This is a genomic window from Pseudomonas sp. YeP6b, from assembly GCF_025642995.1.
Classification (GTDB): Bacteria; Pseudomonadota; Gammaproteobacteria; order Pseudomonadales; family Pseudomonadaceae; genus Aquipseudomonas.
The window spans coordinates 4,835,195-4,860,270 of sequence record NZ_CP080090.1 but is presented as its reverse complement, the minus strand read 5'-3'; the positions used below and the strand labels follow the sequence as shown (position 1 = coordinate 4,860,270).

The following is a 25,076-nucleotide window of genomic DNA, read 5'->3' as shown; positions in this document are numbered from 1 at the left end:
TGGCGGTGAGCGTGCTGTTAGTCGAAACGAAAACGACTTTCAGCGTTGCTTAACGCAGAATCCACATCGGCGCCGAGAGGGGCCTTTATTCCAAAGTGGCACGGGTTACCTTTTTGGGTCTGATGCCTCTCAGGATCACGCTGGCCTCCCTCGTTCTTGGTTGAGCTGGGAGCATGAATAATCGTGGCATCGACGAGGGTGCCCTGGCGCGGGGACAGATCTTTTTCCTGTCAGTAACCGTTCGAAGTCGCAGAAGCCCATCGGGCTCATGCGTGGCTCTGGCCAGGTGGTGAGGGTGGCTTTCAGCACATCTGATTGATTGAGAACGCTCCCTAGAAATTCTTTCTCGCCGCCAGGCCAATGCCTCGTCACGTGCAGAGGGCCATCACTTACGAACGGGCTAAGGCGATTTGCGAGAGACGCTGTGTCTATTTGCGCCTTGAATTGTAGGAAATTGACCTCTGGTGGCGTAGGTTATTGCCATTATACTGTTTTTATATACAGTGTTTGCGGGTCTATCGTCTCATGAGAAGAAAATGAGTGAAAAATGGGCCTGTGGAAAAAAAAAGCAACTCCGTTAGTTTGAGGTTCTCTCCTTAAGGAAAGGAGAGTTCTTAATCAATCTCAATGGAGTAACAAATGAACAAACCACAAACCCAGACACCTCTTCGCCATGGTCGTGTCACGTCCCCTTCCAGCCGTGACGCAGTCGCCGTGGATCTCGGCCTGCTGGCTACCTGGCAGGTCAATGAAATGGAAGGCGGCAAGAACTTTCCGGCACTGATTGCCGGTCCGTTCCCGGCGCCTTATCAAACCGACACTGACAGCGTCACTCCACCAGCCGACGGCTTCATCCTCAGCGGCGGCAAGACCGATGCCCGTGACTGCATCAACTTCACCAACGAGGAAATGGCCAAGAAACTCAGCCGCGACTTCACCTGGCCGCTGCTCAATGTCGACCCGGGTCAGACCTTCAAGGTCACCTGGGAATACACCGCGCCGCACACCACCCGTGGCTATCGCTGGCTGATCACCAAGGATGGCTGGGATCCGAAACAGCGCATCACCCGAGCACAACTGGAAACCCAGCCGTTCGCCGAAGACTTCTATACCCAGGTGCCGTACTTCAGTCATGCAGGTGAACTGAAGGCCAAGGTCAATCACGAAGTGAAACTGCCGGCCAACAAAAAGGGCAAGCATGTGATCGTGTTGATGTGGATCGTCGCCAACACCGGCAACGCCTTCTATCAAGCCTTCGACGTGGACTTCAAATAAGCCCACGCCGTTAAACCCATACGTTCTGAAGGATTAGAACATGTCAAAGATTGACTTCACCTTACTGAAATCGCCGCTGAACGATGTCGCCTCGCTGATGCCGAGCATTGCCGGCAAAAAGATCCTCATGGGCTTCTGGCACAACTGGCCTGCCGGCGCGAGCGACGGCTACCAGCGTGGCCAATTCGCCAATATGAGCCTGGCGGACGTGCCGAGGTATTACAACGTGGTGGCCGTGGCCTTCATGAAAGGCAACGGTATCCCAACGTTCAAGCCGTACAACCTGTCCGACGCCGAGTTCCGCCGCCAGGTGGGCGTGCTAAACAGCCAGGGCAGGGCGGTGCTGATTTCCCTTGGCGGCGCCGATGCGCACATCGAGTTGCATAAAGGCAACGAACAGCCACTGGCCAACGAGATTATCCGCCTGGTGGAAACTTATGGCTTTGATGGCCTGGACATCGATCTTGAACAGAGCGCGATTGATTTCGCCGACAACAAGACTGTCCTGCCCGCCGCGTTGAAACTGGTCAAGGACCATTACGCTGGTGAAGGCAAACACTTCATTATCAGCATGGCGCCGGAGTTTCCTTACCTGACCACCGCCGGCAAATACGTCGGTTACCTCCAGGCGCTGGAAGGCTATTACGACTTCATTGCCCCGCAGTATTACAACCAGGGGGGCGATGGGATCTGGGTGCAGGAGGTCAACAACGGCAACGGTGCCTGGATTGCCCAGAACAACGACGCGATGAAAGAGGATTTCCTGTTTTACCTGACCGAAAGTCTGGTGAGCGGAACGCGAGGGTTTACCAAAATACCGGCGGACAAGTTCGTCATTGGCCTCCCGGCCAACGTCGACGCAGCCGCCACCGGTTATGTGATCAACCCCGCAGCCGTGACCAATGCATTCAAGCGTTTGTACGACAAAGGGTTGTCGATCAAGGGCCTGATGACATGGTCGGTGAATTGGGATAACGGGATCAGCAAAGACCACGTGCCCTACAACGGGGAATTCAGCCGCCGTTATGGGCCGTTGATCAAAGGCACTCATCTCTCTGGCCTCGGTGAGGATGAGGCGGATCTCGAAGTCGCCAATCGGCAGTAGCGCAAAGAGACATCTGGCAGACGTGCCTGATCTCAAGCCGCTATGTTTATGATCTGATCGTTGGCTTTATGAAACAAAATCCGATGCCTGTTTGGGCATCGGATTTTTTGCGTCAAGCTCAAATCTTCATGCGGTTTTCTATGAATTTGCTTTGCTCGTTTTCTGTTGGGCAAGCCTGAAACAGTCTTAGGGAAACGCCGATTACTTCGGCCCCAGAATCTTCGCCAGCTTGTCCGGCGATGGTGCGCCTTGCTGCTGCTGCAACCCACCCTTGTCATCCAGGTAGAAAATCGCCGGCGTTGCCGACAATTCCAGCTCTTCCATCAACTTCATGTTGGCATCGAGTTTGGCTTCGATATCCGCCGGGATCTTGTCCAGCGCCTGCAATTTGCTGCCTTTGCCGGCGGCTTCGTGTTCTTCCAGGGCTTTTTGCGAGTCTTTGGCGGCGAACAGGGCGGCCGACTTGCCTGGGCTGTCTTCGCGGATGATGCCGACCATGATGTGGCGCAACTGCACCTTGCCGGCTTTTACCCACGGCCGCGCCTGTTCCCAGAACATGTTGCAGTACGGGCAGTTAGGGTCGCTGAACAGGTAGACGGTGCGCGGCGCGTTTTTATCGCCGTCCTGAATCCAGTTGCTGTGTTCCATCTTGGCCCAGACTTCCTTGGCCATCGGCGCGTACACCAGTTTTTCCAGGGGCGCGGTGCTCAGGTCTTTACCGTCGGCGTCGTACAGGTTGCCGGCGATCACGCTTTTGCCGTCGGCGGTCAGGTACAGGGCCATGCCCCGGTTCTGGTACTGCGCGGCGTAGCCGGTGAGGCCGCTGGGGGCATCGAACTTGCCGAGGATCTTGGCGCCTTTGGCTTCGATCTGTTTGATCGGTGCCGGCCAGTCTTCGGCCTGGGCCAGGGTGGCCGCGAGCGTCAGCGGCAGCAGGGTCAGCAGTTGGCGGAGGCGAGGCATGTCGGTTTCCTTTCAGGGGCGGTGTCGAAGGGTTCCATGGCACGGGCCAGGCTGGCTTGGGACAGCTCACCGAGGTGGCTGTTGATCAGGCGCCCGTCGGCTTGGTAGAACAACGTGGTCGGCAAGGCCATGGAACCCACGGCCTGGCCGAGGCGGCCGCTGGCGTCAAACAGCATGTTGTCGAGAGTCAGGCCTTGGGTCGCGAGGTAGGTGCTGACGCTTTGCATGCTTTCGGCCTGGTTGACGAACAGGAAGGTCACGTCGGGGCGTTGTTGCTGTGCGCGTTCCAGCACGGGCATTTCCCGTCGGCACGGCGGGCACCAGGTGGCCCAGAGGTTGATCACCAGCGGGCCGCCTTTGTAATCGGCCAGTTGCACCACGTCGCCATTGGCATTGCGCAAGGTGATATCCGGCAGTTGCGCGCCCTTGTCGTAAAGGCTCAGAGATAAACTGGTCATGCCCCAGAACAGCAGCCCGGTGATCACCCCGGCGCTCAGCGGTTTGCGCAGCGCAGGGCGGCGCCAGCCGTACAGCAGTGCACCGAGCACCAGCGCGATCACGCCGGGCCAGGCGAGAAAACCGCCGTCGCGCAGGTCGACCATTTGCAGCGGGTCGTGGCGGTAGTCGCTCCAATACATCAATACAAAGCTAATGCGCGCCACCAGCATGCCCAGCAGGAACAGGCTGAAAAGCACTGACTCCGGGTTTTCACCGCCGTGCTTGGCCACGCGCCAACCCACCACGGTGGCGAGAATCAGCGCGCTGATCAGCAGGATGTGATTTAGGGCGATGGCGAAGGTGCCGATGGTCAGGGTCAGCATCAGCGCGCGTCCCGGGTCTGTAACCAACGTTGCAGGAAGGCGGTGGCATCCACTTCGCCGGTGATGCGTTGGGCGCGGCGTTCTTCACCGTCCGGGCCGATCCACACGAAGCTCGGTGGCCCCGGCACCTTGTAGCGGCCGAGCAGCTCGCGGCTGGCGGCGTTGTCGGCAGTGACGTCCAGGCGCAGCAGGCGCACATCTTTGAGGGCGTCCATCACTTCGGGTTTGCCGAACACCTGTTTTTCCATGATTTTGCACGACACGCACCAGTCGGCGTAGTAATCCACAAGCACCCATTGGCCCTGAGCCTTGGCGCTGTCGAGTTGGCTTTGCAGCGCGGCCGGGTCGTTGATGGTCATGAAGGCGTCATGGGCACTCGGTGCAGCGCCCACCTGCGAGCCGCTGTAGACCTTCAGCGGTTGCCACAGGTCGTCGCTGCCTCCGGCTGCGCCCACCACCAGCACGGCGCCCCACAGGCCCAGCACCAGGGAACCAGCGCCAAAAACCTTGGCCGCCAAGCCATACTCGCGGGCCAGGCTCCAGCCGCAGTAGGCCATCACCAGCGCCAATGCGCCCCACAGGCCGAGCCACAGGCTTTCGCCGACGACCGGGCGAATCATCAGCACCGCCGTGCCCAAGAACAGGAAGCCGAAAACGCCCTTGAGCACATTCATCCAAGTACCCGGTTTAGGCAGGAAGCGGTTGCCCACGGTCACCAGCAGCAACAACGGAATACCGATGCCGATGCCCATCGCAAACAGGATCAAGCCGCCGTGCAGCGCATTGCCGCTCTGGGCGATATACAGCAGGGCGCCGGCCAGCGGCGCGGTCATGCACGGCCCCACCAACAAACCGGACAGTGCACCGAGAATGCCGGCGCCCACCAAACTGCCGCCGCTTTGCTGGCGGCTGACGTTGTCCAGGCGGTCACGCAGGAAGGTCGGCAGTTGCAGTTCAAAGAAACCAAACATTGGTAGCGCAAGGATTACAAACAGCGCGGCGAAGCTGCCCAGAATCCACGGCGTTTGCAGCAGTGCGGCGAGGTTGCCGCCGAGTAACGCGGCCAATACGCCAAGGGCCGCATACACCAGCGCCATGCACACCACATAGCTGCTGGCCAGGGCAAAACCACGGCGCGGGCTGGCGCCACTGCCGACCACCAGGCCTGCGAGGATTGGCAGCATCGGCAACGAGCACGGGGCAAATGCCAGCAACAGGCCGAGGCCAAAGAATACCAATAGACTCCAACCCAGGCTGCGCTGCTGCAGGCCGCTGGCCAGGCTCTCGTCCTGGGCTTGGGCGGTAGCGGCAACGGCCGGGTTGCCACCCAGGTCCACGGTGGTCGACTGCGGCGGGTAGCACAGCCCCGCATCGGCGCAGCCCTGCCAGCTCAGTTTGATCTGGCCGGTGGCGCCGGCAGGAATCTTCACTTCCAGGCCTTGGCGATACACTTGCTGCTCACCGAAGAACTCGTCGCTATGGGCTTCACCCTGCGGCAATACGGGCTTCTCGGCCAGGCCCTCGAACTTCATGCGCTGCTGGTAGAGGTAATAACCGTCGGCAATCTGCCAATACAGCTGGGTCTCGCCACTTTCAAGACGCTCGGAGGTAAAGGTGAAAGCTTTGCCCACCGGGAGGAAGTCGGGTTTGGTCTCGAATGGATTGCCCGGCGCGGCCTGGGCGAATCCCGCGAATAACACCAGCAGAAAGGTAAACAAATACCGCATGGACACGCCTTAGTTTGATGCAAGTTAGGCACACAATGTGTGGCGTTGATTAACCGATGATTAACCGGGCGCTATTCTAAAGTGAGGGAATGCCCGAGTGCGCCTGTTTTCACGGCATAATCGGCGCTTAATCCGCCGCACCTTTAATTCTCCCCATCTTTCATGAAGGGTTAACCATGCACGTACTGGTCTGTGAAGACGACGAACTGATCGCCAGCGGCATTGTTGCTGGCCTCGGCGCCCAAGGCTTTACCGTCGAGCGCGTGGCTACGGCCGCTGCCGCGCGGGCGATGCTCAGGGCTGCCACGTTCGACATCATGGTGCTCGACCTCGGTTTGCCCGACGAAGACGGCCTCAAGTTGCTGCAGCAACAGCGCAGCCAAGGCCTGGAAATTCCGGTGCTGATCCTTACCGCGCGCGACTCGGTAACTAATCGCGTCGACGGCCTGCAAGCCGGCGCCGACGACTACCTGCTCAAACCCTTCGACTTGCGCGAGCTTGCTGCACGCCTGCAAACCCTGCTGCGGCGGGTGGCGGGGCGCAGAATCAACCTGATCGAACACGGCCGTCTGGCCTATGACCCCAGCAGCCGCGAAACCTTCCTGGCCGGCGAGCCGGTGGACCTTTCCCGTCGCGAACAAGCGTTGTTGCAGGCACTGCTGCACAACAAGGGCCGGGTGCTGTCCAGCGAACAGCTCAAGGACAGCGTCTACGGCTTCAACGACGAGCTGGAAAGTAACGCCCTCAACGTGCATATCCACCACCTGCGGCGCAAATTGGGCAATGGCATCGTCGAGACCGTGCGCGGTCTGGGTTATCGCCTGGGCGTGGCGGACGGTGGTGCACTGGATGATGGAGAAAACGCTTCGTGATGAGCCTGCGCCTGCGCCTGACGTTCAAGCTGGGCGCTGCCTTTGTGCTGATTTGGCTGCTGGCGGCAGCCTGGATGCTCAACGACCTGCGCAACCAGATGATGTTTTCCCTCGACCAGCGTCTGGTCGCGTCGGCACGCATGGTGGCGGGTCTGACCGAGCAGATGCCGGGCCTTGCCAGCGTGAGCGGCGGTACGCAGTTGCGCACCGAACAACTGAATGTGCCGGGTGGCATGGCCTGCCAGGTCAGTTCCTTGCGCGGGGAAGTCCTGGCGCGCAGCCATACCACTCCGGATGAAGGCTTGGAGTCGCGCAAGAGCGGCTTTCGCGATCAGGTCATCGACGGCGTGGGCTGGCGCAGTTTCACCCTGTCCCGTGGCGACCTGCTGATCACCACTGCCGATCGCCAAGTGGAGCGTGAGGCGCTGAACCTGTCGATCCTGCTGGCGGCTTCGGTGCCGGTCGGCGTGGCCTTGCTGGGTTGCCTGTGCCTGCTGTGGCTGGGCATCGGCCAGAGCCTGGTGCCGCTGAACCGCATGCGCGATGCGTTGATGCGCCGCAGTGCTGACTCCCTCGAACCCCTGCAAATTCACCCGCTGCCCAGCGAGCTGAAGCCGCTGCTCGACACCCAAAACCAACTGTTGCAACGCATCGCCAAGGCCATCGAGCGTGAGCGCCGGCTCACCGGCGATGCCGCCCATGAGCTGCGCAGCCCGCTGACGGCGATCAAGACCCACCTGCAAGTAGCGCGCATGACCGACGGTGCGGCCCGCGACCAATCCCTGGCTCATGCCGAAGAGGGCGCCGACCGCTTGCACCGCACCCTGGAGCAATTGCTGCTGTTGGCGCGGGTGGAGGGCAGCCTGTCGTTCGACGATGGCTTGCAATCCAGTGCTGAACAAGTCGCACGGCTGGCGATCCAGGACGCCAACGCCGGCGATAACCGGCGTATCGACCTGATCCTGGCGGACAACCTCACGCAAACCCCGGTAGAAATGCCGGTGGCCTTGGCCGTCGCTGCCTTGCGCAACCTGCTGGATAACGCCCTGCGCCACACCCCGGGCGACACGCGCGTGGAGCTGGATGTATTCACCAGCGCCGACACGGTGGTGTTCCGCGTGCGTGACCATGGCAAGCAGATTTCCAGTGATGACCTGCAATACCTGACCCAGCGTTTCTGGCGCAATGGCAGCAGCGAGGGGTGTGGACTGGGCCTGGCGATTGTGCAGGCTATCGTGCAGCGCTGCTCCTGCTCGTTGAAATTCGACAGCCAGCCGGATGGCCTGCGGGTTGACTTGGGCATGCCGCTGCGGCGCTGATCACGTTCTTTTAAGGTGCCAAATAATTACCGCCTTTTTGAAGTTCAGCACTTCAGGATGGCGGTAATTTTTTTGCGCTTGAACGGGCTGAATGACTCGGCCTGTACTGAAAAGGACGGTTCTTATGTTGGTGATCGATAGCAGTTTCTCTTCCAGGGATTTCAATGAACGCATGGGTGAGCCCGTGCGGCAGGTGGTCCTGCATTACACCGCGTCGCCTTTCGCTTCATCCCTGCTTACGCTTACTCAAAATGGCGTCAGCGCTCACTATCTGCTGCCGGACCCTGATGAGCTCGGCTACCGTGCCGCCGGGTATGACGAATTGCGCGTGTTTCGGTTGGTGGACGAGGATAAGCGTGCCTGGCATGCCGGGGTGAGCCATTGGGGTGGTCGGGATAATCTCAATAGCCGGTCGATTGGTGTCGAGATTGTTAATTTGGCGCGGGAGGATGGCGGGGTGTTTACCTTTCCTGCGTACGGCGAGGAGCAGGTTGATGTGTTGATTGCGTTGGTTCGCGACATTCTTGAGCGGTATCCGCAGGTTGAGCCCGTCGACATTGTTGGGCATTCGGATGTGGCGTATTGGCGCAAGAGTGATCCTGGGCCTCGGTTGCCTTGGCGGCGATTGTTCGAGGCTGGGATTGGGGCCTGGTTTGATGAGTCGACGCGGGCCATGTATCAGCGGCGTTTTTGTCTTGGGTTGCCGCCGGAGGTTGAGGTGGAGCGGGCGTTTCAGCGGTATGGGTATAAGCCGGCTTGGAATCGCCAGGCGTTTGAGCTGAGAACGCGGGCGTTTCAGATGCACTTTCGGAGTCGGGATTATGGTGGGGTTTTGGATGGCGAGACGTGTGCGATTTTGTATGCGTTGAATGAGCGGTATCGGGGGCTTTGACTGATGGAATGATCGTTCCCACGCTCTGCGTGGGGGTGCCGCCACGGACGCTCCGCGTCCCGCTGTAAGTGAAGGTCTCAACTAGGGTGCAAAGTGACGCGGAGCGTCACGGGATGTATTTCCACGCAGTCCCCGTGGAAACGATCATGCCCCCACTCAAAAAACCACAACAAGCCTAAATCCCCCCACCCCTGGTGCGTCTCCAGAACATGAAATCCGCGCGCACGCGGATCGGCAGTTTGGTCACCCCCACCAGCGTATTGAGGGATCGAGAGATGTCAGTCGCTACCAGCCGTATCGAAGACGCCCCGGTGCACGCCAGCCCGGCACCCGTGGAAACGCTCTACCAGTTCGAAGAAACCCCGTTACTGGCCCGCCAACGCCAGCAGGAGTCCAACGCCCGCAGCTATCCCCGGCGTATCCCCCTGGCGCTCAAGCGCGCTAAGGGCATCTACGTGGAAGACGTCGAAGGCCGAAGCTTCATCGACTGCCTGGCCGGCGCCGGCACTCTGGCGTTGGGCCATAACCACCCAGTGGTGATCGACGCCATCCAGCAGGTACTGAGCGACGAACTGCCACTGCACACCCTCGACCTGACCACACCGGTGAAGGACCAGTTCGTACAAGACCTGTTCGGCCTTTTGCCGATGGAGCTGGCGCGGGAAGCGAAAATCCAGTTCTGCGGCCCCACCGGCACCGATGCGGTCGAAGCCGCGCTGAAGCTGGTGCGCACGGCCACCGGTCGCAGCACGGTGTTGTCGTTCCAGGGCGGTTACCACGGCATGAGCCAAGGCGCGCTGAGCCTGATGGGCAGCCTGGGGCCGAAAAAACCTTTGGGCGCCTTGCTCAGTAATGGCGTGCAATTCCTGCCTTATCCCTACGACTACCGCTGCCCTTTCGGCCTGGGTGGCGCAGAGGGCGTGCGGGTCAACCTGCATTACCTGGAAAACCTGCTCAACGACCCGGAGGCCGGGGTGTTGCTGCCGGCGGCGGTGATTGTCGAAGTGGTGCAGGGCGAGGGCGGTGTGATCCCGGCCGATCTCGACTGGCTGCGTGGCCTGCGCCGTATCACCGAGCAAGCCGGTGTGGCGCTGATCGTCGATGAAATCCAAAGCGGCTTCGGTCGCACCGGCAAGATGTTTGGCTTCGAACACGCGGGCATCATCCCGGATGTAGTGGTGATGTCCAAGGCCATCGGCGGCAGTTTGCCGTTGGCGGTGGTGGTGTACCGCGACTGGCTCGACACCTGGCTGCCGGGCGCGCATGCCGGGACATTCCGGGGCAACCAGATGGCGATGGCGGCGGGGTCGGCGGTGATGCGCTACCTCAAGGAGCACGACCTGGCCGGCCATGCCGCGGCCATGGGCGAGCGCCTCGGCGAGCACCTGCGCATCCTGCAACGCGACTTCCCGCACTTGGGGGATATTCGTGGGCGTGGGCTGATGCTCGGCGTGGAACTGGTGGACCCCAGCGGCACCCTTGATATCCAGGGCCACCCACCGGTGCATCGCCAACTGGCGCCGCTGGTGCAGCGCGAATGCCTCAAGCGCGGCCTGATCCTCGAACTGGGCGGCCGCCATGGGAGTGTGGTGCGCTTCCTGCCGCCGCTGGTGATCACCGCCGCCGAAATCGACCGGGTTGCCGAGATCTTCGGCCGTGCCTTGGCGGCAGCGGTCGCCAGCCTCTAATTTTTCGTACCCTTGGTACGTTTCTACAGATATCAGCGCTGCGCGTGGTGCGCAGCCAGCCTTGTTTTTGATGGAGAACAGCAATGACCTCAGTATTTGACCGCGACGACATCCTGTTTCAGGTAGTGGTCAACCACGAAGAACAGTATTCCATCTGGCCCGACTACAAAGCCGTACCGGAAGGCTGGCGCACCGTGGGCAAGAGTGGCATGAAGAAAGAGTGCCTGGCTTACATCGAAGAAGTCTGGACCGACATGCGCCCGCTCAGCCTGCGCCAGAAGATGGATGGCGCAGCGTTGGCTGGCTGACACACCGCAAACCCAATGTGGGAGCGGGCTTGCCTGCGATAGCCATGGGTATCTGCGCAACTTTTTGTGTTGCGTTAAGTTTTTGATGGGGTTTTTAGGTGGATATGAGTACATATCCGTTGCTGCGGTAACGGCTTCGTATGGTTCCGCTCTTACAGCCATGCCTTTCAAGGTCTGCGTTTAAAAGTTCGTTTAAAGCAGTGTTTAAGTCTGTTTATCCGACTTGGCAGCCTTAAGCACCCGAGCTGTTGAAACATGAGCCCGTGCGGCCTTACCTTCCAGCCACTCCTTGGGTTTGGCGACTTTAGGGCCGCGCGGGCTTTTCGCGACGGCCTTAGGTTTGATCAACCTCGCCAGGGCCAGTAACCGCTCTGCCAACCCTTGCGAGGTCTTTTCGAGAGGGAAGTTTTCCGCCGGTAATGCGATCTGCATTCCCTCATAACCGCTGCGAACGTGCACCGCCAAATGGTAAATCGAAGCCTCCCAACTCGCTGGCTGCGTTTCGCGGTGCGCCTGTTCCACACTGCGTTTGAGAACCGACAAAACGTTGTAAGCCAGAACCGCCGAGGCGAAGCCCAGCAGCGCGGCTTTAGGGCTACCAAGGCTCTTGATCTCACTGTCGAGCACCGATTCAAGGCGTTGGAACATCCCTTCAATACTCCAGCGGCGGCGGTATAAATCAGCTATTTGTCGAGCGCTGATGGTGTCGGGCAAATTGCTCCAGAACCACATCACCAAATCACCTGAGTCATTTGCCGTTTGCAGGCTCAACTCAACGCGTCGCCAGCGGCGACCGCCTTTTACTTCGATGGTTTGTTCGCGAACGGTTCCGGTGTCGACGGTCCCTGACTCTTGCCAGTCGCCTTCCTGGATCACACGTGGATGTTTGCTGTGTTGGCGAACGATGAACGAGGCCCCTGTGTTTTCGCAGGCTTGCAGGACAGGCAGCGTGCAATAAAGTCGGTCAGCCATCCATAGTTGACCCGCGCTTGCGCGGGCCAACAGCGGTAGAACACTGACCCGCTCGCTGGCATGGGCGTCTTCCCAAGGCTGAAGATCGACGACTAAATCCAGATCAGGATCGTAGGCCACTACGGAAAACCCTGGGCGAGCCGCAGCTCGCTCGCTGCGCAAAGGGCCTAAACGTTTTTCAGTGGCCGGTAGGTGGTTGCCATCGACAATGCGCAACTGCCAGCCGGGTAGTATCGATGAGTGGCCGAGCGTTTTGATGGTTGGTTCTAAACGCTCTGCGCTGCCTGAAATGAGGGCTCGAAGCACCTCGGGTTCGGTCCGATTGATCTTGTCATAGAGCGCCGCAACGCTCACCGAAAGGCCCTCCATCTTACGCGCTGCAGCGTGCAGTGATGGCCTCAAGCCCAATGAAACAAGGGACATCAGCTCTACAACGGTTGAAAACAAGAGCTCACGGGAGTACTGGCGTTGTCGGTGGTCATTGAACACCTTGTCAACCCACTCGGCAGGTACGGCCTGCTCCAATACCAGCTTGGTCATGACACTGGCCGGCGCCTGCTTTTCAAACCGTTCTAGAACCTTTTCCCACATCGTTTCGTCATCCTGACTAAAGTATTTGTTTATGTTTTAAACCAAGACCTTGAAAGGCATGGCTCTTACAGCGGGTCACTTTTGGAAAAGAGCCCCAAAAGTAACCAAAAGGGCTCTTGCCCCACCACTCGGTGCCTCGCCTAGGCTCGGCATGCCCTCACTCCGGCTTGAATCCGTGGGCCGCCGCCATGGGCCATCCTTGGCCCATCGCGGCTAACCCGGCGTCCTGCCGGGTTACCCACGGATTCAAGCCTGCGTTCGGCCATCGTGGTTTAACGGGGCGCCTCAGATCAAGATCAAGATCAAGATCAAAAGCAAGAGCACGGCGGCCTAGTAGCCGACCTGAGTGGTAGAAGCAAAAGCAGGGCAAAAGCACAGCAGAAGCAGATCTGCTTTTCTGTGGGAGCTGGCTTGCCTGCGATGCAGACACCTCGGTGTATCAGGCATAACCAGTTGATGCCATCGCAGGCAAGCCAGCTCCCACATTAGATTGAGTTCAGTTTCAGAGATCAGGTCGGCTGTCAGGCCGCCTCGGCTTCGCTTTTGATCTAACCACTCAGGTCGGCTACTAGGCCGCCGTGCTCTTGCTTTTGATCTTGATCTTGATCTTGATCTTAGGCGCCCCGTTAAACCACGCTGGCCGAACGCAGGCTTTGGAGCGGGGGTAAACCGGCAGGACGCCGGTTTAGCCGCGATGGGCCAAGGATGGCCCATGGCGGCGGCCCACGGTCCAAAGCCGGAGTGAGGGCACACCGAGCCTAGGCGAGGTGCCGAGTGGTGGGGCAAGAGCCCTTTTGGTTACTTTTGGGGCTCTTTTCCAAAAGTGACCCGCCGTAAGGGCGGAACCAATAGAGGCCATGACCCAAATAACGGATATGTACCCAGCGCCCCCGCGACAACCAAAGAACTCAACCCATAAAAAGATGTGTAGATACCTACACCGCCATCGCGGGCAAGCCCGCTCCCACATAAAAGTGTTACTGCGGTGTATTGGTGTACAGATAATCCGTCGCCAACGACGCCAACGTCCTGACCCCCACCACCAACGCCGACTCATCCACAAAGAAGCCCGGATTGTGATTCGGTGCCGCTTTGCTCATGTCCTGATCCCTCGGCGTCACCCCCAGGAACACAAACAGCCCCGGCGCTTCCTTGGCGTAAAACGAGAAGTCTTCGGCACCGCCGACCAGCGGCCCCTGCACCACATCATCCTTGGCCGCCCAACGCAGGCTTGGCAGCATTTTCTCGGTCAGCGCCGGGTTGTTGATGGTCGGGTCGTACTTCTCGATGATGGTGACTTCGGCCTTGGCACCGCCACTTTCAGCGATTTTCTCCACGGTCTGGCGCACGTCCGCGTGCAGTTTCTGGCGGATGCCGTAGTCGTAGGAGCGGATGGTGCCGGTCATATCCACCGATTCGGGGATGATGTTGTAGCGGGTGCCGCCGTTGATGGTGCCGATGCTCACCACCGACGGGAATGACGAAATGTCGGTGCGGCGGCTGACCACGGTCTGCAGGCCGACAATGGTTTGTGCGCCCACGGTGATCGGATCGATGCCGTCCCAAGGGCGGCCGGCGTGGGTCTGTTTGCCGAGGATCTTGATGCGCAGGTCATCGGAGCTGGCCAGGGTCGGGCCCGGACGGTAGGCGATCTGCCCGGCGGGGACACCGGCCCACACGTGCAGGCCGAACACCGCGTCCGGCTTGGGCGCTTTCATCACGCCTTCCTGCACCATCATCTTCGCGCCCCAGGTGTTCTTACCGTCGGGGACAAAGTCGCTCGGGCCTTCTTCGGCCGGTTGGAAGTAAAACACCACGGTGCCGGGCAAGCGGTCGCGCATGCCGGTGAGGATTTTCGCCGTGCTCAGTAGGATGGCGGTGTGGGCGTCGTGGCCGCAGGCGTGCATCACGTCGACCTCTTTGCCCAAGTAGGTGCCTTTGGCTTTGGAGGCGAAGGGCAGGTCGGCGACTTCCTTGACCGGCAATGCATCCATATCCGCACGCAAGGCGACGGTCGGGCCGGGCAGGGCGCCCTTCAAGATGGCGACGACGCCGGTGCGGGCCACGCCGGTTTTGACTTCAAGGCCCAGGTCGCGCAGTTGCTTGGCGACCAATTCGGCGGTGCGGGTTTCGGTGTTGCCCAGTTCAGGGTGGGCGTGGATATCGCGGCGGGTTTCCAGCAGGGCCGGTTCAAGGATTTTGGCCTGGGCGGCGATTTCCTCCCGGGCACTGTCCTGGCCGCTGCTGGCGGCTATGACCACCCCGCTGGCGGCGCCGCACAGCAAGCCCAAAACCCATTGGTGTGTCAGACCGTTTAAACGCATAAGCACCTCTCCCTAATTATTGTTGTGGATCTTTCTCCAGCACGGAGCCTGCGGTCACTACCTGCACGCTCAGGCGCGGCGTCGCCAGGTCCAGCCCGGCCTCATCCAGATGGCGCTTGAGCGACAGGTTGAATGCCCGCGAGACTTCCCACTGCTTGATCGGCGCGGTCTTGAACCGCGCCCGAAGAATCGCGCTGCCGGACTCAAAGCTTTCCACGCCCTGAATCTCCAGCGGTGACCAGATGTTGCGGCGTTGCAGTGGGTCGTTGCGCATTTTCTGGCCGACGTCGCGCATCAACTTGATGGCGTCGTCGATTTCCATGTTGTAGGGGATCGCCACCCGGAAGATCGCGTAGCCGAACTCCCGCGAGTAGTTCTTGATACTTTTGATTTCGCTGAACGGAATGGTGTGCACGATGCCGTCGATGTCGCGCAGGCGCACGGTGCGGATGGTCAGGCCTTCGACGGTGCCGAGGTGGCCGCCGACGTCCACGTAATCATCAATCGCCAGGGAGTCTTCGATGATGATGAACAGGCCGGTGATCAAGTCGGCCACCAGCGACTGCGCACCAAAACCGATGGCGATACCGATCACACCGGCACCGGCCAGCAGTGGCGTGACGTTCATGCCCATGTTCGCCAGGGCCACGATGGCGGCGATGATAAAGATGGTCACGAACAGCACGTTGCGGATCAACGGCATCATCGTCTGTGCACGCGCATTCGCCATGCCTTTGCGCGAGCGGGTCAGGGCATGGTGGATCGCGGTGTCGCTGAGGATCCAGATTAGCCAGGCAAACAGCAGCGTGCCGCCCAGGCCGAACAGCTTGACGCTGACTTCATGGCCGTCACCTTCGGTGAAGCGAATCATCGACAGCCCCCAAACCCGCAGGCCCAGCTCGATAAACACCAGCCACACCACCAGATGGATCAAGGTGTAAACGAAGCTTTTCAGGCGGTCGGAGTACAGCGCATGGCGTTTGTGCCCGCGCTGTGGCTTGAGTGCATGGCGGCGCACCAGGCCGTTGATGACCATGCACAACACCAGCAACACCGTGCACAACAATGATTGGCGCAGCGCCGTGCTGGTGTCGCCGGCCGACAGGAAGGTGGCGAACAGCGAGATGCCCACCAGTAACAGCGCCGGCAAGTACCAGAAGGTGCCGATGATCGAAAGGGTATCGGTGAGGGCGCGGCGGGTAAGGCGGCGCGACAGCGGCTGGTTGCGGATCAGGTGCGCGATCGGACGGCGGAAACGCAGGATAAACACGCCGGTGGACAGCGCGGCCATCACATTGGCGACCGTCGCGGCGGTATGGGCAAGGTGTTGGCCGAGTGCCGCGATCAGTCTTGGGTCGCTCAAGGCTTCACCAAACGCGGCAAAACTGCCGATCCACCACAGTGGGCGGAAGGCTTGGCGGCGCAGGATGTACAGCGCGCGGTGGCGATGCGGGCCATCGAGCACGGAGAAGGCAATCACGCAGATGGCCGAGAAACAGGTGCCGACCACCAGCGCATAGGCCAGCACCATCGCCAGGGACTTACCCAGGGACGAAGGCAAGGCGTAGCTCAGGTACACCGTGATCACCAGGGCGATCAACCAAGGGCCCAGTTTGCGCAGGGCGAAACGCAGCATGTCCCAGGTGCGCGGGTGTTGCGGCAGTTCCTCGGGCAGGCCGAACCGTTCGCGCACGCGGTGGCTGAGCCAGATCAGCGCGGCGGCCAGCAGGCTCCACACGGCCAGGATCACGGCAAAGCCGAAAATGATCGGCAACCATTCGCGGGCAGGCAGCATCAGGGCGCTGAGTTCGTCCTTGGCCAGGTCGACTTCATTGGACCAGCGTTGCACCGGGCTGTCGGCGCCGGAGAACTGCTGCTCAAGGTCGGACAGCGTACTGCCGATCAAACCAAGCACGCCTTGTTCGGCGGCCGGTTGGGCTTTTTGCGTGGCTTCGCGCAGCTTTTTCAGGTCGCTCAGCAACTGAGTACGCTGCTTGTCGTTTTCCAAGGTTTTGATCACCTCGTCCAGCGACTGCCCCAGCGGCACGTCGGCCTGGGGTTGGGTCTTGGTGGTGCTGCCGAGCAGGCCGGGCAAGCCCGCGGCGTGGGCAGGCGTGAGCGGCAGCAGCATCAGCAGGGCGAACAGGCAGTAGCAGGGCAGAGCAAACAGACGGGAGAGCACGAGGCGGTCAACCTTGAAAACGACGAATTGACCGAGTGTACGAGGCCGCTATGCCCAATGCGAGTGCATTTGTCATTCCGCCAGTTTGGCGAGGATTTTGTACACCACGGTGCCCAGGATCAACAGCATGCCGACCCACATGCCAAACACGCCCACAGGTTTGTCACGAAAGTTGAAACCGGTCGCGAGCAGGATCATGCCGATGATGATGGGAATGAGCATGGTGTGGAAAGAGGACATGGAGATCATGGTGCGACGGCCTTGTCGGAGTGGGAATACTGACAAGTCTAGGTCGGATTACGAGAAGTGGAGTTGATGTGAGTCAGATAGCGTGGGGTGTCAGTGAAATTGTCATCGCGGGCAGGCCCGCTCCCACAGGAAAATGCATTCCAAAGTGGGAGCGGGCCTGCCCGCGATGGCCGCGCCTCGGTCTCAGGGCAGATCGCGACTCGCATAGAACGCGCCCAACACCTTCACCAAATGCGCCAGGTCATGGCTGCCGCACAGCTCACGGATGGAGTGCATGGCGAACGTCGGCAGGCCGATGTCCACGGTGCGCACGCCCAGGTGGCTGGCGGTGATCGGGCCGATGGTCGAGCCGCAGCCCATGTCGCTGCGCACCACGAAGCTCTGTACCGGCACTTCCTGGGCCATGCACAGGTGGCGGAAGAAGCCGGCGGTTTCGCTGTTGGTGGCGTAACGCTGGTTGCTGTTGACCTTGATCACCGGGCCAGCGTTGAGTTTCGGGCCGTGGTTGGCGTCGTGTTTCTCGGCGTAGTTGGGGTGCACGCCGTGGGCATTGTCCGCCGACACCAACAGTGATTTCTGAATGGTACGTACGAATTCGTCACCTTCGGGCAACAGGCGGCGCAGGGTCTGTTCCAGCATCGGGCCATCGGCGCCGCACGCCGAGCAAGAGCCGACTTCTTCGTGGTCGTTGCACACCAGCACGCAGGTTTCGTCGGTTTCGCTGGTGAGCAAGGCTTGCAGGCCGGCGTAGCACGACAGCAGGTTATCGAGGCGCGCACCGGCGATGAAGTCGCCATTGAGGCCGATCACCGCAGCGCTTTGGGTGTCGTAGAAGCTCAGCTCGTAGTCGAGCACCACATCCGCGTTCAGCCCGTGCTCCCTTGCCAGCTGCTCGGTGAGCACGGCGCGGAAGTCCACGCGTTCGTCACCGGCAAATTGCGCGAGGATCGGTGGCAGTTCGGTCTGCGCATTGATCGCCCAACCCTGGTTGGCTTCACGGTTCAGGTGAATGGCCAGGTTGGGGATGATGGCGATGGGCAGCTTGAAGTCGATCAGTTGGCTTTCGACCTTGCCGTCGCGGCGGAAGGTCACGCGGCCGGCCAGCGACAGGTCGCGGTCGAACCACGGCGCCAGCAGTGCGCCGCCGTAGACTTCCACACCTAACTGCCAGAAACCCTGGCGCTGCAGCTCCGGCTGGGGCTTGACGCGCAGGCACGGGCTGTCGGTGTGGGCGCCGACCAGGCGAATGCCGCCTTGCAGCGGTGAGTGGCGGCCGAGCTTGAAGGCGATGATCGAGGAGTCGTTACGGGTGACGTAATAGCGCCCGTTGGCCTCGGTGGTCCAGGTTTCGCGCTCGTCGAGACGCTGGTAACCCGCCGCTTCCAGGCGCTGGGCGAGGGCGGCAGTGGCATGAAAAGGAGTAGGGGAGGCCTTGAGGAAGTCGATCAGGCCTTGATTCAACGCTTCGCGCATAAATAGCTCCAGACAGCAATGCGCGGAGTTTACCGTATTGGCTCCACATTTGAAGTGAAGCTGCGTTGTTGAGAACTACACAAGGCTAATGTGGGCGCTGGCTTGCCTGCGATAGCGGCCCATCTGTGCCAAATGTATTGGCTGATACACCGCTATCGCAGGCAAGCCGGCTCCCACATTTGACCGTGTTCGCAGCTTAAAAGGGCGCGGGGCACTCGAAGCGAAGCCGTTCGCCACTCTGCGGATGCGTGAAGCTCAACATGCTCGCATGCAGGCACAAACGCGGCCAGGCGGCCAAGGCTTGTTCGTGGGCGTACAGGCCATCACCGAGTAACGGGTGGCCGATCGACAACATGTGCACGCGCAACTGGTGCGAACGCCCGGTGATCGGCGTCAGCTCGACGCGGCACCAGTCGCCGCAACGTTCCAGCACTTTCCAGAAAGTCAGCGCGTGTTTGCCGAATTCGTGGTCGACCACGTGGCGTGGCTTGGTCGGCGGGTCGTAGCGCAGGGGCAGGTCGATGCTGCCGCTGTCCAGTGCCGGTTGGCCCCAGGCCAGGGCGGTGTAGGCCTTTTCGGTTTCGCGGTCATGAAACTGGCGCGACAGTTCGCGGTGGGTATCGGCGTCCCGCGCGAGCAGGATGATGCCCGAGGTTTCCCAGTCCAGGCGATGGACAATGCGGGCTTCGGGGTAGCCGTTTTCCTGCAGACGGGTGATCAGGCAATCCTTGTTGTCATCGGCGCGGCCGGGCACCGAGAGCAACAGGGTCGGCTTGTTCACCACCAGGACAGCGTCGTCCTGATGCAGGATATGGATATTGGACAGCGGCATTAAACAGCCTCGTAACAAACGCCAACGGCGGCTCGCTCACCCGGTCCCATAAAAGGGATCAGGGTGCCCGAGCCGCCGTGGCGACCGCCTGTTCGATCAACGATCAGGCAGGGTGATATTGAGTTCCAGGATCGAGCAGCTGCCGTCATTTTCCAGGGCGACATGCACGTCATCGTTGCCGATATTGACGTACTTGCGGATCACCTCGACCAGTTCCTTCTGCAAGGCTGGCAGGTAGTCCGGCGTGCTGCGTTGGCCGCGTTCGTGCGCCACGATGATCTGTAGACGCTCTTTCGCTACCGACGCGGTACTTGGCTTTTTGTTGGCGCGAAAGAAGTCGAGAAATTTCATTGTTTAGTTGCCTCCAAAGATACGCTCGAAGAATCCCTTCTTCTTAACATCGAGGAAGCGATGTTCCACGGTCTTGCCCAGCAAGCGATCGACGGCATCGCTGTACGCCTGGCCGGCGTCGCTCTGGTCGTCAAGAATCACCGGTACTCCTTGGTTGGAAGCCTTCAGCACGGCCTGGGATTCCGGGATCACGCCCAGCAGGGTCACTGCGAGGATTTCTTTCACGTCTTCAACGCCAAGCATTTCGCCGTTGCTGACGCGCTCCGGGTTGTAACGGGTCAGCAGCAGGTGTTCCTTGATCGGGTCCTGGCCGTCTTCGGCGCGCTTGGATTTGCTGGCCAGCAGGCCGAGCATACGGTCCGAGTCACGTACCGAAGACACTTCCGGGTTGGTCACAACGATCGCTTCATCGGCGAAGTACATTGCCAAGTGAGCACCGGTTTCGATGCCGGCCGGGGAGTCGCACACCACGTACTCGAAGGTTTCTTTCAGCTCGGCGAGTACTTTGCCTACGCCTTCTTTGGTCAGCGCATCTTTGTCGCGCGTCTGGCTGGCGGCCAATACGTACAGGTTCTCAAGGCGCTTGTCCTTGATCAGGGCCTGTTGCAGGTTGGCTTCACCGTTGACCACGTTGACGAAGTCATACACCACGCGGCGTTCGCAGCCCATGATGAGGTCGAGGTTACGCAAACCGACGTCGAAGTCGACGATGACTGTCTTGTGGCCGCGCAGAGCGAGGCCGGTACCGATAGCGGCGCTGGTGGTGGTCTTACCCACACCACCCTTGCCGGATGTAACCACGAGAATCTTGGCCAAGGTGTTTCACCCCTAAGGAAAAAGGACTTTTCGGTCCCTGAAAAACATCTCTTGGAACTCGCCGCAGGCGGACAGCCTTTGTAGGAAAAAGATGTGGTTTCCACGGGGGAACGCCAACTTCCAAATAGTCCTACGCAAGTCTTGCCGGTTTCGCTTTGCTATCAGAGTCTAGAGATGCTTGGAAAATGCGGCAGTATCCGTTAAAGACGGATGATGTTCAACACATCGCCCGACAGGCTGACTTGTACCCCGGCCCCCCACAGCGGATCACGGCGCAAATCTTCTGAAACCTTGTACTGGCCTGCGATGGACACTAGTTCAGCGGTCAACTGCTGGCAAAAAATACGGGCCTTGGTATCACCCTTGATGCCGGCGAGGGCACGTCCGCGCATCGGGCCGTATACATGGATGTTGCCATCGGCGAGAAGTTCCGCGCCCGGGCTTACCGGAGCGATCACCACCAGGTCGCCGCCCTGGGCGTAAATTTGCTGCCCGCCGCGTACGGGGGAGGTGATGATTTTTGTAGGCTTGATCATCGGTTCCGGCGGCTTTTCCGGTTTTTTCTTCACTTCACCTTCGGTCGGATCGAGCGGACGCTCGCGGGCACCTGAAGGTGGCAGTACTGGCAGTTCAATGGCGATTGCGGCGGCGATGTCTTCGATACGGCTGGCGCGAATCGCCAGGGTGCGCAAACCATGGGAGCGGCAGACGCGCATCAGGCCGGGCAAATCAATCACACCCTGGCCAGCCGGGAGTTTGTCCAGGGCCAGCACCAGCGGGGCATTGTTGAAAAAATTCGGCGCCAAGGCGACCTTGGCGGCCAGTTGGCGGTCCAGGGCATCGAGGTCATTGCGGGCCAGTTCCAGCACGGTGATGGCGAGCATGCTGCCTTTCAGCTGGAACACGGGATCTTGGTCTAGCGGTTCGGTTTGGCTCATGGTCGGCGAAAGCGGCTTGTCACGAAAAGTGTCGAGACTTATAACGAGAACATCCACGGGCCGCAAGCCGAGTCGAACCGTTGTAGAATGCGCGGCCCTGTCTTTACCGGAATCTGTAATGGATCGCCCGCGTTTTCGAGCTGTATTTCTTCACCCGCGTTTCTGGCTGCTATGGCTGGGCCTCGGCCTGCTGTGGCTGATTACTCAGTTGCCGTACCGCGGGCTGTTGACCATTGGTCGCGTGCTTGGCGCGGGCATGTACCGCGTGGCTGGCGAACGCCGCCGCATCGCCGCGCGCAACCTGGAACTGTGCTTCCCGGAAAAATCCGCCAAGGAGCGTAAGAAGCTGCTCAAGGAAAACTTTGCCTCCACCGGCATCGCCTTCTTTGAAATGGCCATGAGCTGGTGGTGGTCGCGTCAACGCCTGGCGCGCCTGGCCCATGTCGAAGGGCTTGAGCACCTCAAGCAGGCGCAGTTGGATGGCAAGGGCGTGATCCTTATGGCCCTGCACTTCACCACCCTGGAAATCGGCGCGGCCCTGCTCGGGCAGAAACACACCATCGATGGCATGTACCGCGAACACGGCAACCCGTTGTTCGACTTCGTCCAGCGCCGTGGCCGCGAGCGGCATAACCTCGACTCCCTGGCCATCGAGCGCGAAGACGTGCGCGGCATGCTCAAGCTGCTGCGCGCCGGCCGCGCCATCTGGTACGCGCCGGACCAGGACTACGGCGCCAAGCAGAGCATTTTTGTGCCGCTGTTCGGCATCCAGGCCGCCACCGTGACCGCCACCAGCAAGTTTGCGCGCCTGGGCAAGGCGTTGGTGGTGCCGTTCACCCAGGAGCGCCTGGCCGATGGCAGCGGTTACCGGCTGGTGATCCACCCGCCGTTGACCGACTTCCCCGGCGAAACCGATGAGATCGACTGCCTGCGCATCAACCAGTGGGTCGAAGCCTCGGTACGCGAATGCCCCGAGCAATACTTGTGGACCCACCGGCGCTTCAAGAGCCGGCCACCGGGCGAGGCTAAGCTGTACGAGAAACGCCGCCGATAAGCCTTACTTTTCTGCACATGGAGTGACGCAATGCGCCCAGCTGAACCGGTCACAGGCTTGATTCTTTCCGGCGGCGGGGCGCGAGCGGCGTATCAGGTGGGGGTGTTAGCAGCGATTGCCGAGCTGCTGCCGCCAGGGGCACCGAATCCATTTCCGGTGATTGTCGGCACCTCGGCGGGGGCGATCAATGCGGTGAGCCTGGCCAGCGGGGCCACCGACTTCACGGCCGCCATCCAACGTCTCACGGCGTTCTGGCAGGGCTTTCGCAGCCACTTGGTGCTGCGCAGCGACTGGCCCGGTGTGATCCGCCAGGCCAGTCGTTTCACCTTCCACAGCCTGCTGGGTATCGGCGCCCAGGTGCCGGTGGCGTTGCTCGACAGCACGCCGTTGCGCGCGCTGCTCAACGACAAGCTGAACCTGGACGGCATCGATGTCGCCATCCGCAACAAACACCTGCATGCGGTCGCCGTCACCGCCTTTGGCTACGAGTCCGGGCACGCGGTGACGTTCTATCAGGGCGGCGGCACCATCGATGCCTGGCTGCGCCATCGACGTATCGGCATGCCCACCCAACTGACGGTTGAACACTTGCTGGCCAGCTCGGCAATTCCCTTGCTGTTTGCCCCGGTCAAACTCGACCAGGAGTACTTCGGCGATGGCGCAGTGCGCCAATCCGCGCCGATCAGCCCGGCCCTGCACCTGGGCGCAAGCCGCGTGCTGGTGGTGGGCGTGAGCGGTAACCCTCGGGGCAATGAGCCGGCAGCGCAACGCACGTTTACCGGCCAGCAACCGACCCTGGCGCAGATCGGTGGGCACATGCTCAACAGTACGTTCATTGACAGCCTGGAAAGCGACATCGAATTGCTCGAGCGTCTCAACCAGTTCAGTCATGTGTTGCCGGCGGATGCGGCGATACAGGGCTTGGCGCCGGTGGAAGTGCTGGTGATTGCGCCGAGTCAGCCGATCGATGAAATCGCCGCGCGTCATCGCCAGGAACTACCGGCGGCGTTGCGCCTGTTCTTGCGCGGGCCGGGAGCGACCAAGACCAGCGGGGCAGGGGTGCTGAGTTACTTGCTGTTCGAGGCGGGGTATTGCAGCGAGTTGATTGAGTTGGGCAGGAAAGATGCGTTGGCCAAGCGCGAGGAGTTGTCGAGGTTCCTGGGCTTGTCGTCGATCTAAAAGTGTGGGAGCTGGCTTGCCTGCGATAGCGGTGTGTCAGCCAATATAGTTGGCACAGATATAACGCTGTCGCAGGCAAGCCCACTCCCGCAGGGGTATTGCCGTGTCTGTTAGAAGTGGTACTTCACCAGGAAGCTCGCCGTGTCCTGGTTAGTCTTGAACGCACCGGAATCTTCAATCCCGTACTTGTTCTTCCAGTAGTCGTATTCAAAACCCACATACAACTGCTTCTCGCCCCAGTGCAGCGCCTTGCCCAGGTCATATTTGACCTGCGGGTTGAAGTGCAGGTTGGCGTGGTAAGTGCCACGGGCGTTCTTATCGTTATCCACCACCCAGTCCATGAAGCCGTCGATCAGCACGTTGGAGTTGCCCACGGGAATGGTGTACGACCAGACCGGGGTGATCTGCCAGACGCCGTCACCCGGGCGATTGCCTTCGGTCTGGCGCTGGTAGAAGTTCAACTGGAAGTAGTCGAAACCCGGGATGTTCAAGTCAAAGCCCGGGCCCAGCAGGTACGACTCGTTATCGCCTTCGCCGAACTCGTAAGTGAAGGCCAGCAACACATCTTTGATCGGGCCGAATGACAGGTCTTTGTCGAAAATCTTGCCGAACGACAAACGCGGGCTGATCTCACCGTAGTAAGTACTCGGGCCGACGTTGCCGTCTTCCTTGCCGTTGTAAAAGATGCGGTCGACAAACAGGAAGTTGTCGCCGTACTTCCAGGCATCGGCATGTTCGAAGGTGACGGTTTGCTGGATCTGCGGGTTGACGGTGAAGTTCTTGCCCCACAGGTACGTCAGGCTGTTGGTCTGCCACTGCAACAAATCGCCGGCCATGGCTTGGCCGCCGGCCAGCAGGGATCCCGCCAACATCAGGCCTTTCAACATAGGTTTCATTCGGTTGCTCCCGAGTCAAAGTTTTATGGTTGTTTTTCTACGCAGGCGCTCTGGTGTGGCGCCTTTTGGTTCGCTGCAAAAATCGTCTGTTTGGTCAGCTTTAATGCTTTTAGCAAGAGCTGCGCCAAGGTGTTTAAAAAGCCAATAAAACGCCTTCGGCTGCACTTGATGCAGTCGAATACGCAGGTTCTTTTGTGCACGTTGGCCGCAGACACGGGGCCAGGATAAGTTGGCCCTGCAGTCAGCTTT

The 25,076-nt window shown here is 60.3% G+C and carries 21 protein-coding genes and 2 pseudogenes; 9 read left to right on the top strand and 14 right to left on the bottom strand.

Annotated features, from left to right (window positions below; translation table 11 throughout):
* Positions 1–50: 50 nt before the first annotated feature.
* Positions 51–227: pseudogene (locus KZH41_RS21830) on the bottom strand (IS5/IS1182 family transposase); the annotation flags it as partial.
* Between the two features lie 412 nt (positions 228–639).
* On the opposite strand from KZH41_RS21830, the gene KZH41_RS21825 reads away from it, so the two are divergent.
* A complete protein-coding gene (locus KZH41_RS21825) occupies positions 640–1,275 on the top strand; it encodes a lytic polysaccharide monooxygenase auxiliary activity family 9 protein (RefSeq protein WP_263273687.1) in 636 nt (211 codons plus the stop codon).
* Positions 1,276–1,315: 40 nt separating this feature from the next.
* A pseudogene (locus KZH41_RS21820) lies at positions 1,316–2,314 on the top strand (chitinase); the annotation flags it as partial.
* 267 nt (positions 2,315–2,581) lie between these two features.
* Here KZH41_RS21820 and dsbG read toward each other — a convergent pair.
* The 3 genes from dsbG to dsbD are packed head-to-tail and all read right to left on the bottom strand — an operon-like array spanning position 2,582 to position 5,891.
* Entirely contained in the window at positions 2,582–3,343 is a 762-nt protein-coding gene (gene dsbG, locus KZH41_RS21815; protein ID WP_263273686.1) for a thiol:disulfide interchange protein DsbG, read from the bottom strand.
* Positions 3,319–4,164: a TlpA disulfide reductase family protein gene (locus KZH41_RS21810; RefSeq protein WP_094950791.1), complete on the bottom strand. Its 846-nt coding sequence runs from the start codon at positions 4,162–4,164 to the stop codon at positions 3,319–3,321. The genes dsbG and KZH41_RS21810 overlap by 25 nt, the downstream gene beginning before the upstream one ends.
* On the bottom strand, positions 4,164–5,891 hold the full coding sequence (gene dsbD, locus KZH41_RS21805) for a protein-disulfide reductase DsbD (RefSeq protein ID WP_263273685.1): 1,728 nt from the start codon (positions 5,889–5,891) through the stop codon (positions 4,164–4,166). Before dsbD ends, KZH41_RS21810 begins: the two co-directional genes overlap by 1 nt.
* Before the next feature lie 176 nt (positions 5,892–6,067).
* Here dsbD and KZH41_RS21800 point away from each other — a divergent pair, with 176 nt between their 5' ends.
* The 5 genes from KZH41_RS21800 to KZH41_RS21780 all read left to right on the top strand — a co-directional run bounded on the left by KZH41_RS21800 (position 6,068) and on the right by KZH41_RS21780 (position 10,970).
* Positions 6,068–6,763, top strand: a complete 696-nt coding sequence (locus KZH41_RS21800; protein ID WP_263273684.1) for a response regulator transcription factor — start codon at positions 6,068–6,070, stop codon at positions 6,761–6,763.
* On the top strand, positions 6,763–8,082 hold the full coding sequence (locus KZH41_RS21795) for an ATP-binding protein (RefSeq protein WP_094950794.1): 1,320 nt from the start codon (positions 6,763–6,765) through the stop codon (positions 8,080–8,082). The genes KZH41_RS21800 and KZH41_RS21795 overlap by 1 nt, the downstream gene beginning before the upstream one ends.
* 124 nt (positions 8,083–8,206) lie before the next feature.
* Entirely contained in the window at positions 8,207–8,974 is a 768-nt protein-coding gene (locus tag KZH41_RS21790; RefSeq protein ID WP_263273683.1) for an N-acetylmuramoyl-L-alanine amidase, read from the top strand.
* A gap of 275 nt (positions 8,975–9,249) precedes the next feature.
* Entirely contained in the window at positions 9,250–10,662 is a 1,413-nt protein-coding gene (locus tag KZH41_RS21785; protein ID WP_263273682.1) for an aspartate aminotransferase family protein, read from the top strand.
* Positions 10,663–10,745: 83 nt separating this feature from the next.
* Positions 10,746–10,970, top strand: coding sequence for an MbtH family protein (locus KZH41_RS21780; protein WP_028617283.1), 225 nt, complete (start codon positions 10,746–10,748; stop codon positions 10,968–10,970).
* Between the two features lie 204 nt (positions 10,971–11,174).
* Here the strand turns inward: KZH41_RS21780 and KZH41_RS21775 are convergent, their stop codons facing one another.
* The 9 genes from KZH41_RS21775 to minC form a co-directional block, all read right to left on the bottom strand.
* Positions 11,175–12,482: an IS4 family transposase gene (locus tag KZH41_RS21775; protein WP_242150573.1), complete on the bottom strand. Its 1,308-nt coding sequence runs from the start codon at positions 12,480–12,482 to the stop codon at positions 11,175–11,177.
* Positions 12,483–13,510: 1,028 nt separating this feature from the next.
* Entirely contained in the window at positions 13,511–14,857 is a 1,347-nt protein-coding gene (locus tag KZH41_RS21770; protein WP_263273681.1) for an amidohydrolase, read from the bottom strand.
* Between the two features lie 16 nt (positions 14,858–14,873).
* Complete coding sequence (locus KZH41_RS21765; RefSeq protein ID WP_263273680.1) at positions 14,874–17,039, bottom strand: mechanosensitive ion channel family protein; 2,166 nt, start codon at positions 17,037–17,039, stop codon at positions 14,874–14,876.
* A 72-nt stretch (positions 17,040–17,111) separates the two neighbouring features.
* The gene (locus KZH41_RS21760) at positions 17,112–17,279 is read right to left on the bottom strand and encodes a hypothetical protein (RefSeq protein WP_178119777.1); all 168 of its coding nucleotides are present in this window, start codon (positions 17,277–17,279) and stop codon (positions 17,112–17,114) included.
* Positions 17,280–17,471: 192 nt separating this feature from the next.
* Positions 17,472–18,761: a M18 family aminopeptidase gene (locus tag KZH41_RS21755; RefSeq protein WP_094951467.1), complete on the bottom strand. Its 1,290-nt coding sequence runs from the start codon at positions 18,759–18,761 to the stop codon at positions 17,472–17,474.
* Between the two features lie 196 nt (positions 18,762–18,957).
* A complete protein-coding gene (locus KZH41_RS21750) occupies positions 18,958–19,593 on the bottom strand; it encodes an RluA family pseudouridine synthase (protein WP_003192838.1) in 636 nt (211 codons plus the stop codon).
* 96 nt (positions 19,594–19,689) lie between these two features.
* Positions 19,690–19,944, bottom strand: a complete 255-nt coding sequence (gene minE / locus KZH41_RS21745) for a cell division topological specificity factor MinE (protein WP_003175252.1) — start codon at positions 19,942–19,944, stop codon at positions 19,690–19,692.
* A gap of 3 nt (positions 19,945–19,947) precedes the next feature.
* Positions 19,948–20,760, bottom strand: coding sequence for a septum site-determining protein MinD (minD, locus tag KZH41_RS21740; RefSeq protein ID WP_057011745.1), 813 nt, complete (start codon positions 20,758–20,760; stop codon positions 19,948–19,950).
* Between the two features lie 200 nt (positions 20,761–20,960).
* Positions 20,961–21,698 (bottom strand): septum site-determining protein MinC, encoded by a 738-nt coding sequence (gene minC, locus KZH41_RS21735; RefSeq protein ID WP_094951465.1) that lies wholly within the window; start codon positions 21,696–21,698, stop codon positions 20,961–20,963.
* Between the two features lie 118 nt (positions 21,699–21,816).
* On the opposite strand from minC, the gene KZH41_RS21730 reads away from it, so the two are divergent.
* Positions 21,817–22,752 (top strand): lipid A biosynthesis lauroyl acyltransferase, encoded by a 936-nt coding sequence (locus tag KZH41_RS21730; protein WP_263273679.1) that lies wholly within the window; start codon positions 21,817–21,819, stop codon positions 22,750–22,752.
* A gap of 30 nt (positions 22,753–22,782) precedes the next feature.
* Entirely contained in the window at positions 22,783–23,931 is a 1,149-nt protein-coding gene (locus tag KZH41_RS21725; protein WP_094951463.1) for a patatin-like phospholipase family protein, read from the top strand.
* 110 nt (positions 23,932–24,041) lie between these two features.
* On the opposite strand, the gene KZH41_RS21720 is transcribed toward KZH41_RS21725, so the two are convergent.
* Complete coding sequence (locus KZH41_RS21720; RefSeq protein ID WP_094951462.1) at positions 24,042–24,827, bottom strand: outer membrane protein OmpK; 786 nt, start codon at positions 24,825–24,827, stop codon at positions 24,042–24,044.
* Positions 24,828–25,076 lie beyond the last annotated feature (249 nt).

Bases quoted from the DNA above. Each gene is read 5' to 3' on its own strand.
- KZH41_RS21825 (WP_263273687.1), top strand. From the start codon at position 640: ATGAACAAACCACAAACCCAGACACCTCTTCGCCATGGTCGTGTCACG.
- dsbG (WP_263273686.1), bottom strand. From the start codon at position 3,343: ATGCCTCGCCTCCGCCAACTGCTGACCCTGCTGCCGCTGACGCTCGCG.
- KZH41_RS21810 (WP_094950791.1), bottom strand. From the start codon at position 4,164: ATGCTGACCCTGACCATCGGCACCTTCGCCATCGCCCTAAATCACATC.
- dsbD (WP_263273685.1), bottom strand. From the start codon at position 5,891: ATGCGGTATTTGTTTACCTTTCTGCTGGTGTTATTCGCGGGATTCGCC.
- KZH41_RS21800 (WP_263273684.1), top strand. From the start codon at position 6,068: ATGCACGTACTGGTCTGTGAAGACGACGAACTGATCGCCAGCGGCATT.
- KZH41_RS21795 (WP_094950794.1), top strand. From the start codon at position 6,763: ATGAGCCTGCGCCTGCGCCTGACGTTCAAGCTGGGCGCTGCCTTTGTG.
- KZH41_RS21790 (WP_263273683.1), top strand. From the start codon at position 8,207: ATGTTGGTGATCGATAGCAGTTTCTCTTCCAGGGATTTCAATGAACGC.
- KZH41_RS21785 (WP_263273682.1), top strand. From the start codon at position 9,250: ATGTCAGTCGCTACCAGCCGTATCGAAGACGCCCCGGTGCACGCCAGC.
- KZH41_RS21780 (WP_028617283.1), top strand. From the start codon at position 10,746: ATGACCTCAGTATTTGACCGCGACGACATCCTGTTTCAGGTAGTGGTC.
- KZH41_RS21775 (WP_242150573.1), bottom strand. From the start codon at position 12,482: ATGACCAAGCTGGTATTGGAGCAGGCCGTACCTGCCGAGTGGGTTGAC.
- KZH41_RS21770 (WP_263273681.1), bottom strand. From the start codon at position 14,857: ATGCGTTTAAACGGTCTGACACACCAATGGGTTTTGGGCTTGCTGTGC.
- KZH41_RS21760 (WP_178119777.1), bottom strand. From the start codon at position 17,279: ATGTCCTCTTTCCACACCATGCTCATTCCCATCATCATCGGCATGATC.
- KZH41_RS21755 (WP_094951467.1), bottom strand. From the start codon at position 18,761: ATGCGCGAAGCGTTGAATCAAGGCCTGATCGACTTCCTCAAGGCCTCC.
- KZH41_RS21750 (WP_003192838.1), bottom strand. From the start codon at position 19,593: ATGCCGCTGTCCAATATCCATATCCTGCATCAGGACGACGCTGTCCTG.
- minE (WP_003175252.1), bottom strand. From the start codon at position 19,944: ATGAAATTTCTCGACTTCTTTCGCGCCAACAAAAAGCCAAGTACCGCG.
- minC (WP_094951465.1), bottom strand. From the start codon at position 21,698: ATGAGCCAAACCGAACCGCTAGACCAAGATCCCGTGTTCCAGCTGAAA.
- KZH41_RS21730 (WP_263273679.1), top strand. From the start codon at position 21,817: ATGGATCGCCCGCGTTTTCGAGCTGTATTTCTTCACCCGCGTTTCTGG.
- KZH41_RS21725 (WP_094951463.1), top strand. From the start codon at position 22,783: ATGCGCCCAGCTGAACCGGTCACAGGCTTGATTCTTTCCGGCGGCGGG.
- KZH41_RS21720 (WP_094951462.1), bottom strand. From the start codon at position 24,827: ATGAAACCTATGTTGAAAGGCCTGATGTTGGCGGGATCCCTGCTGGCC.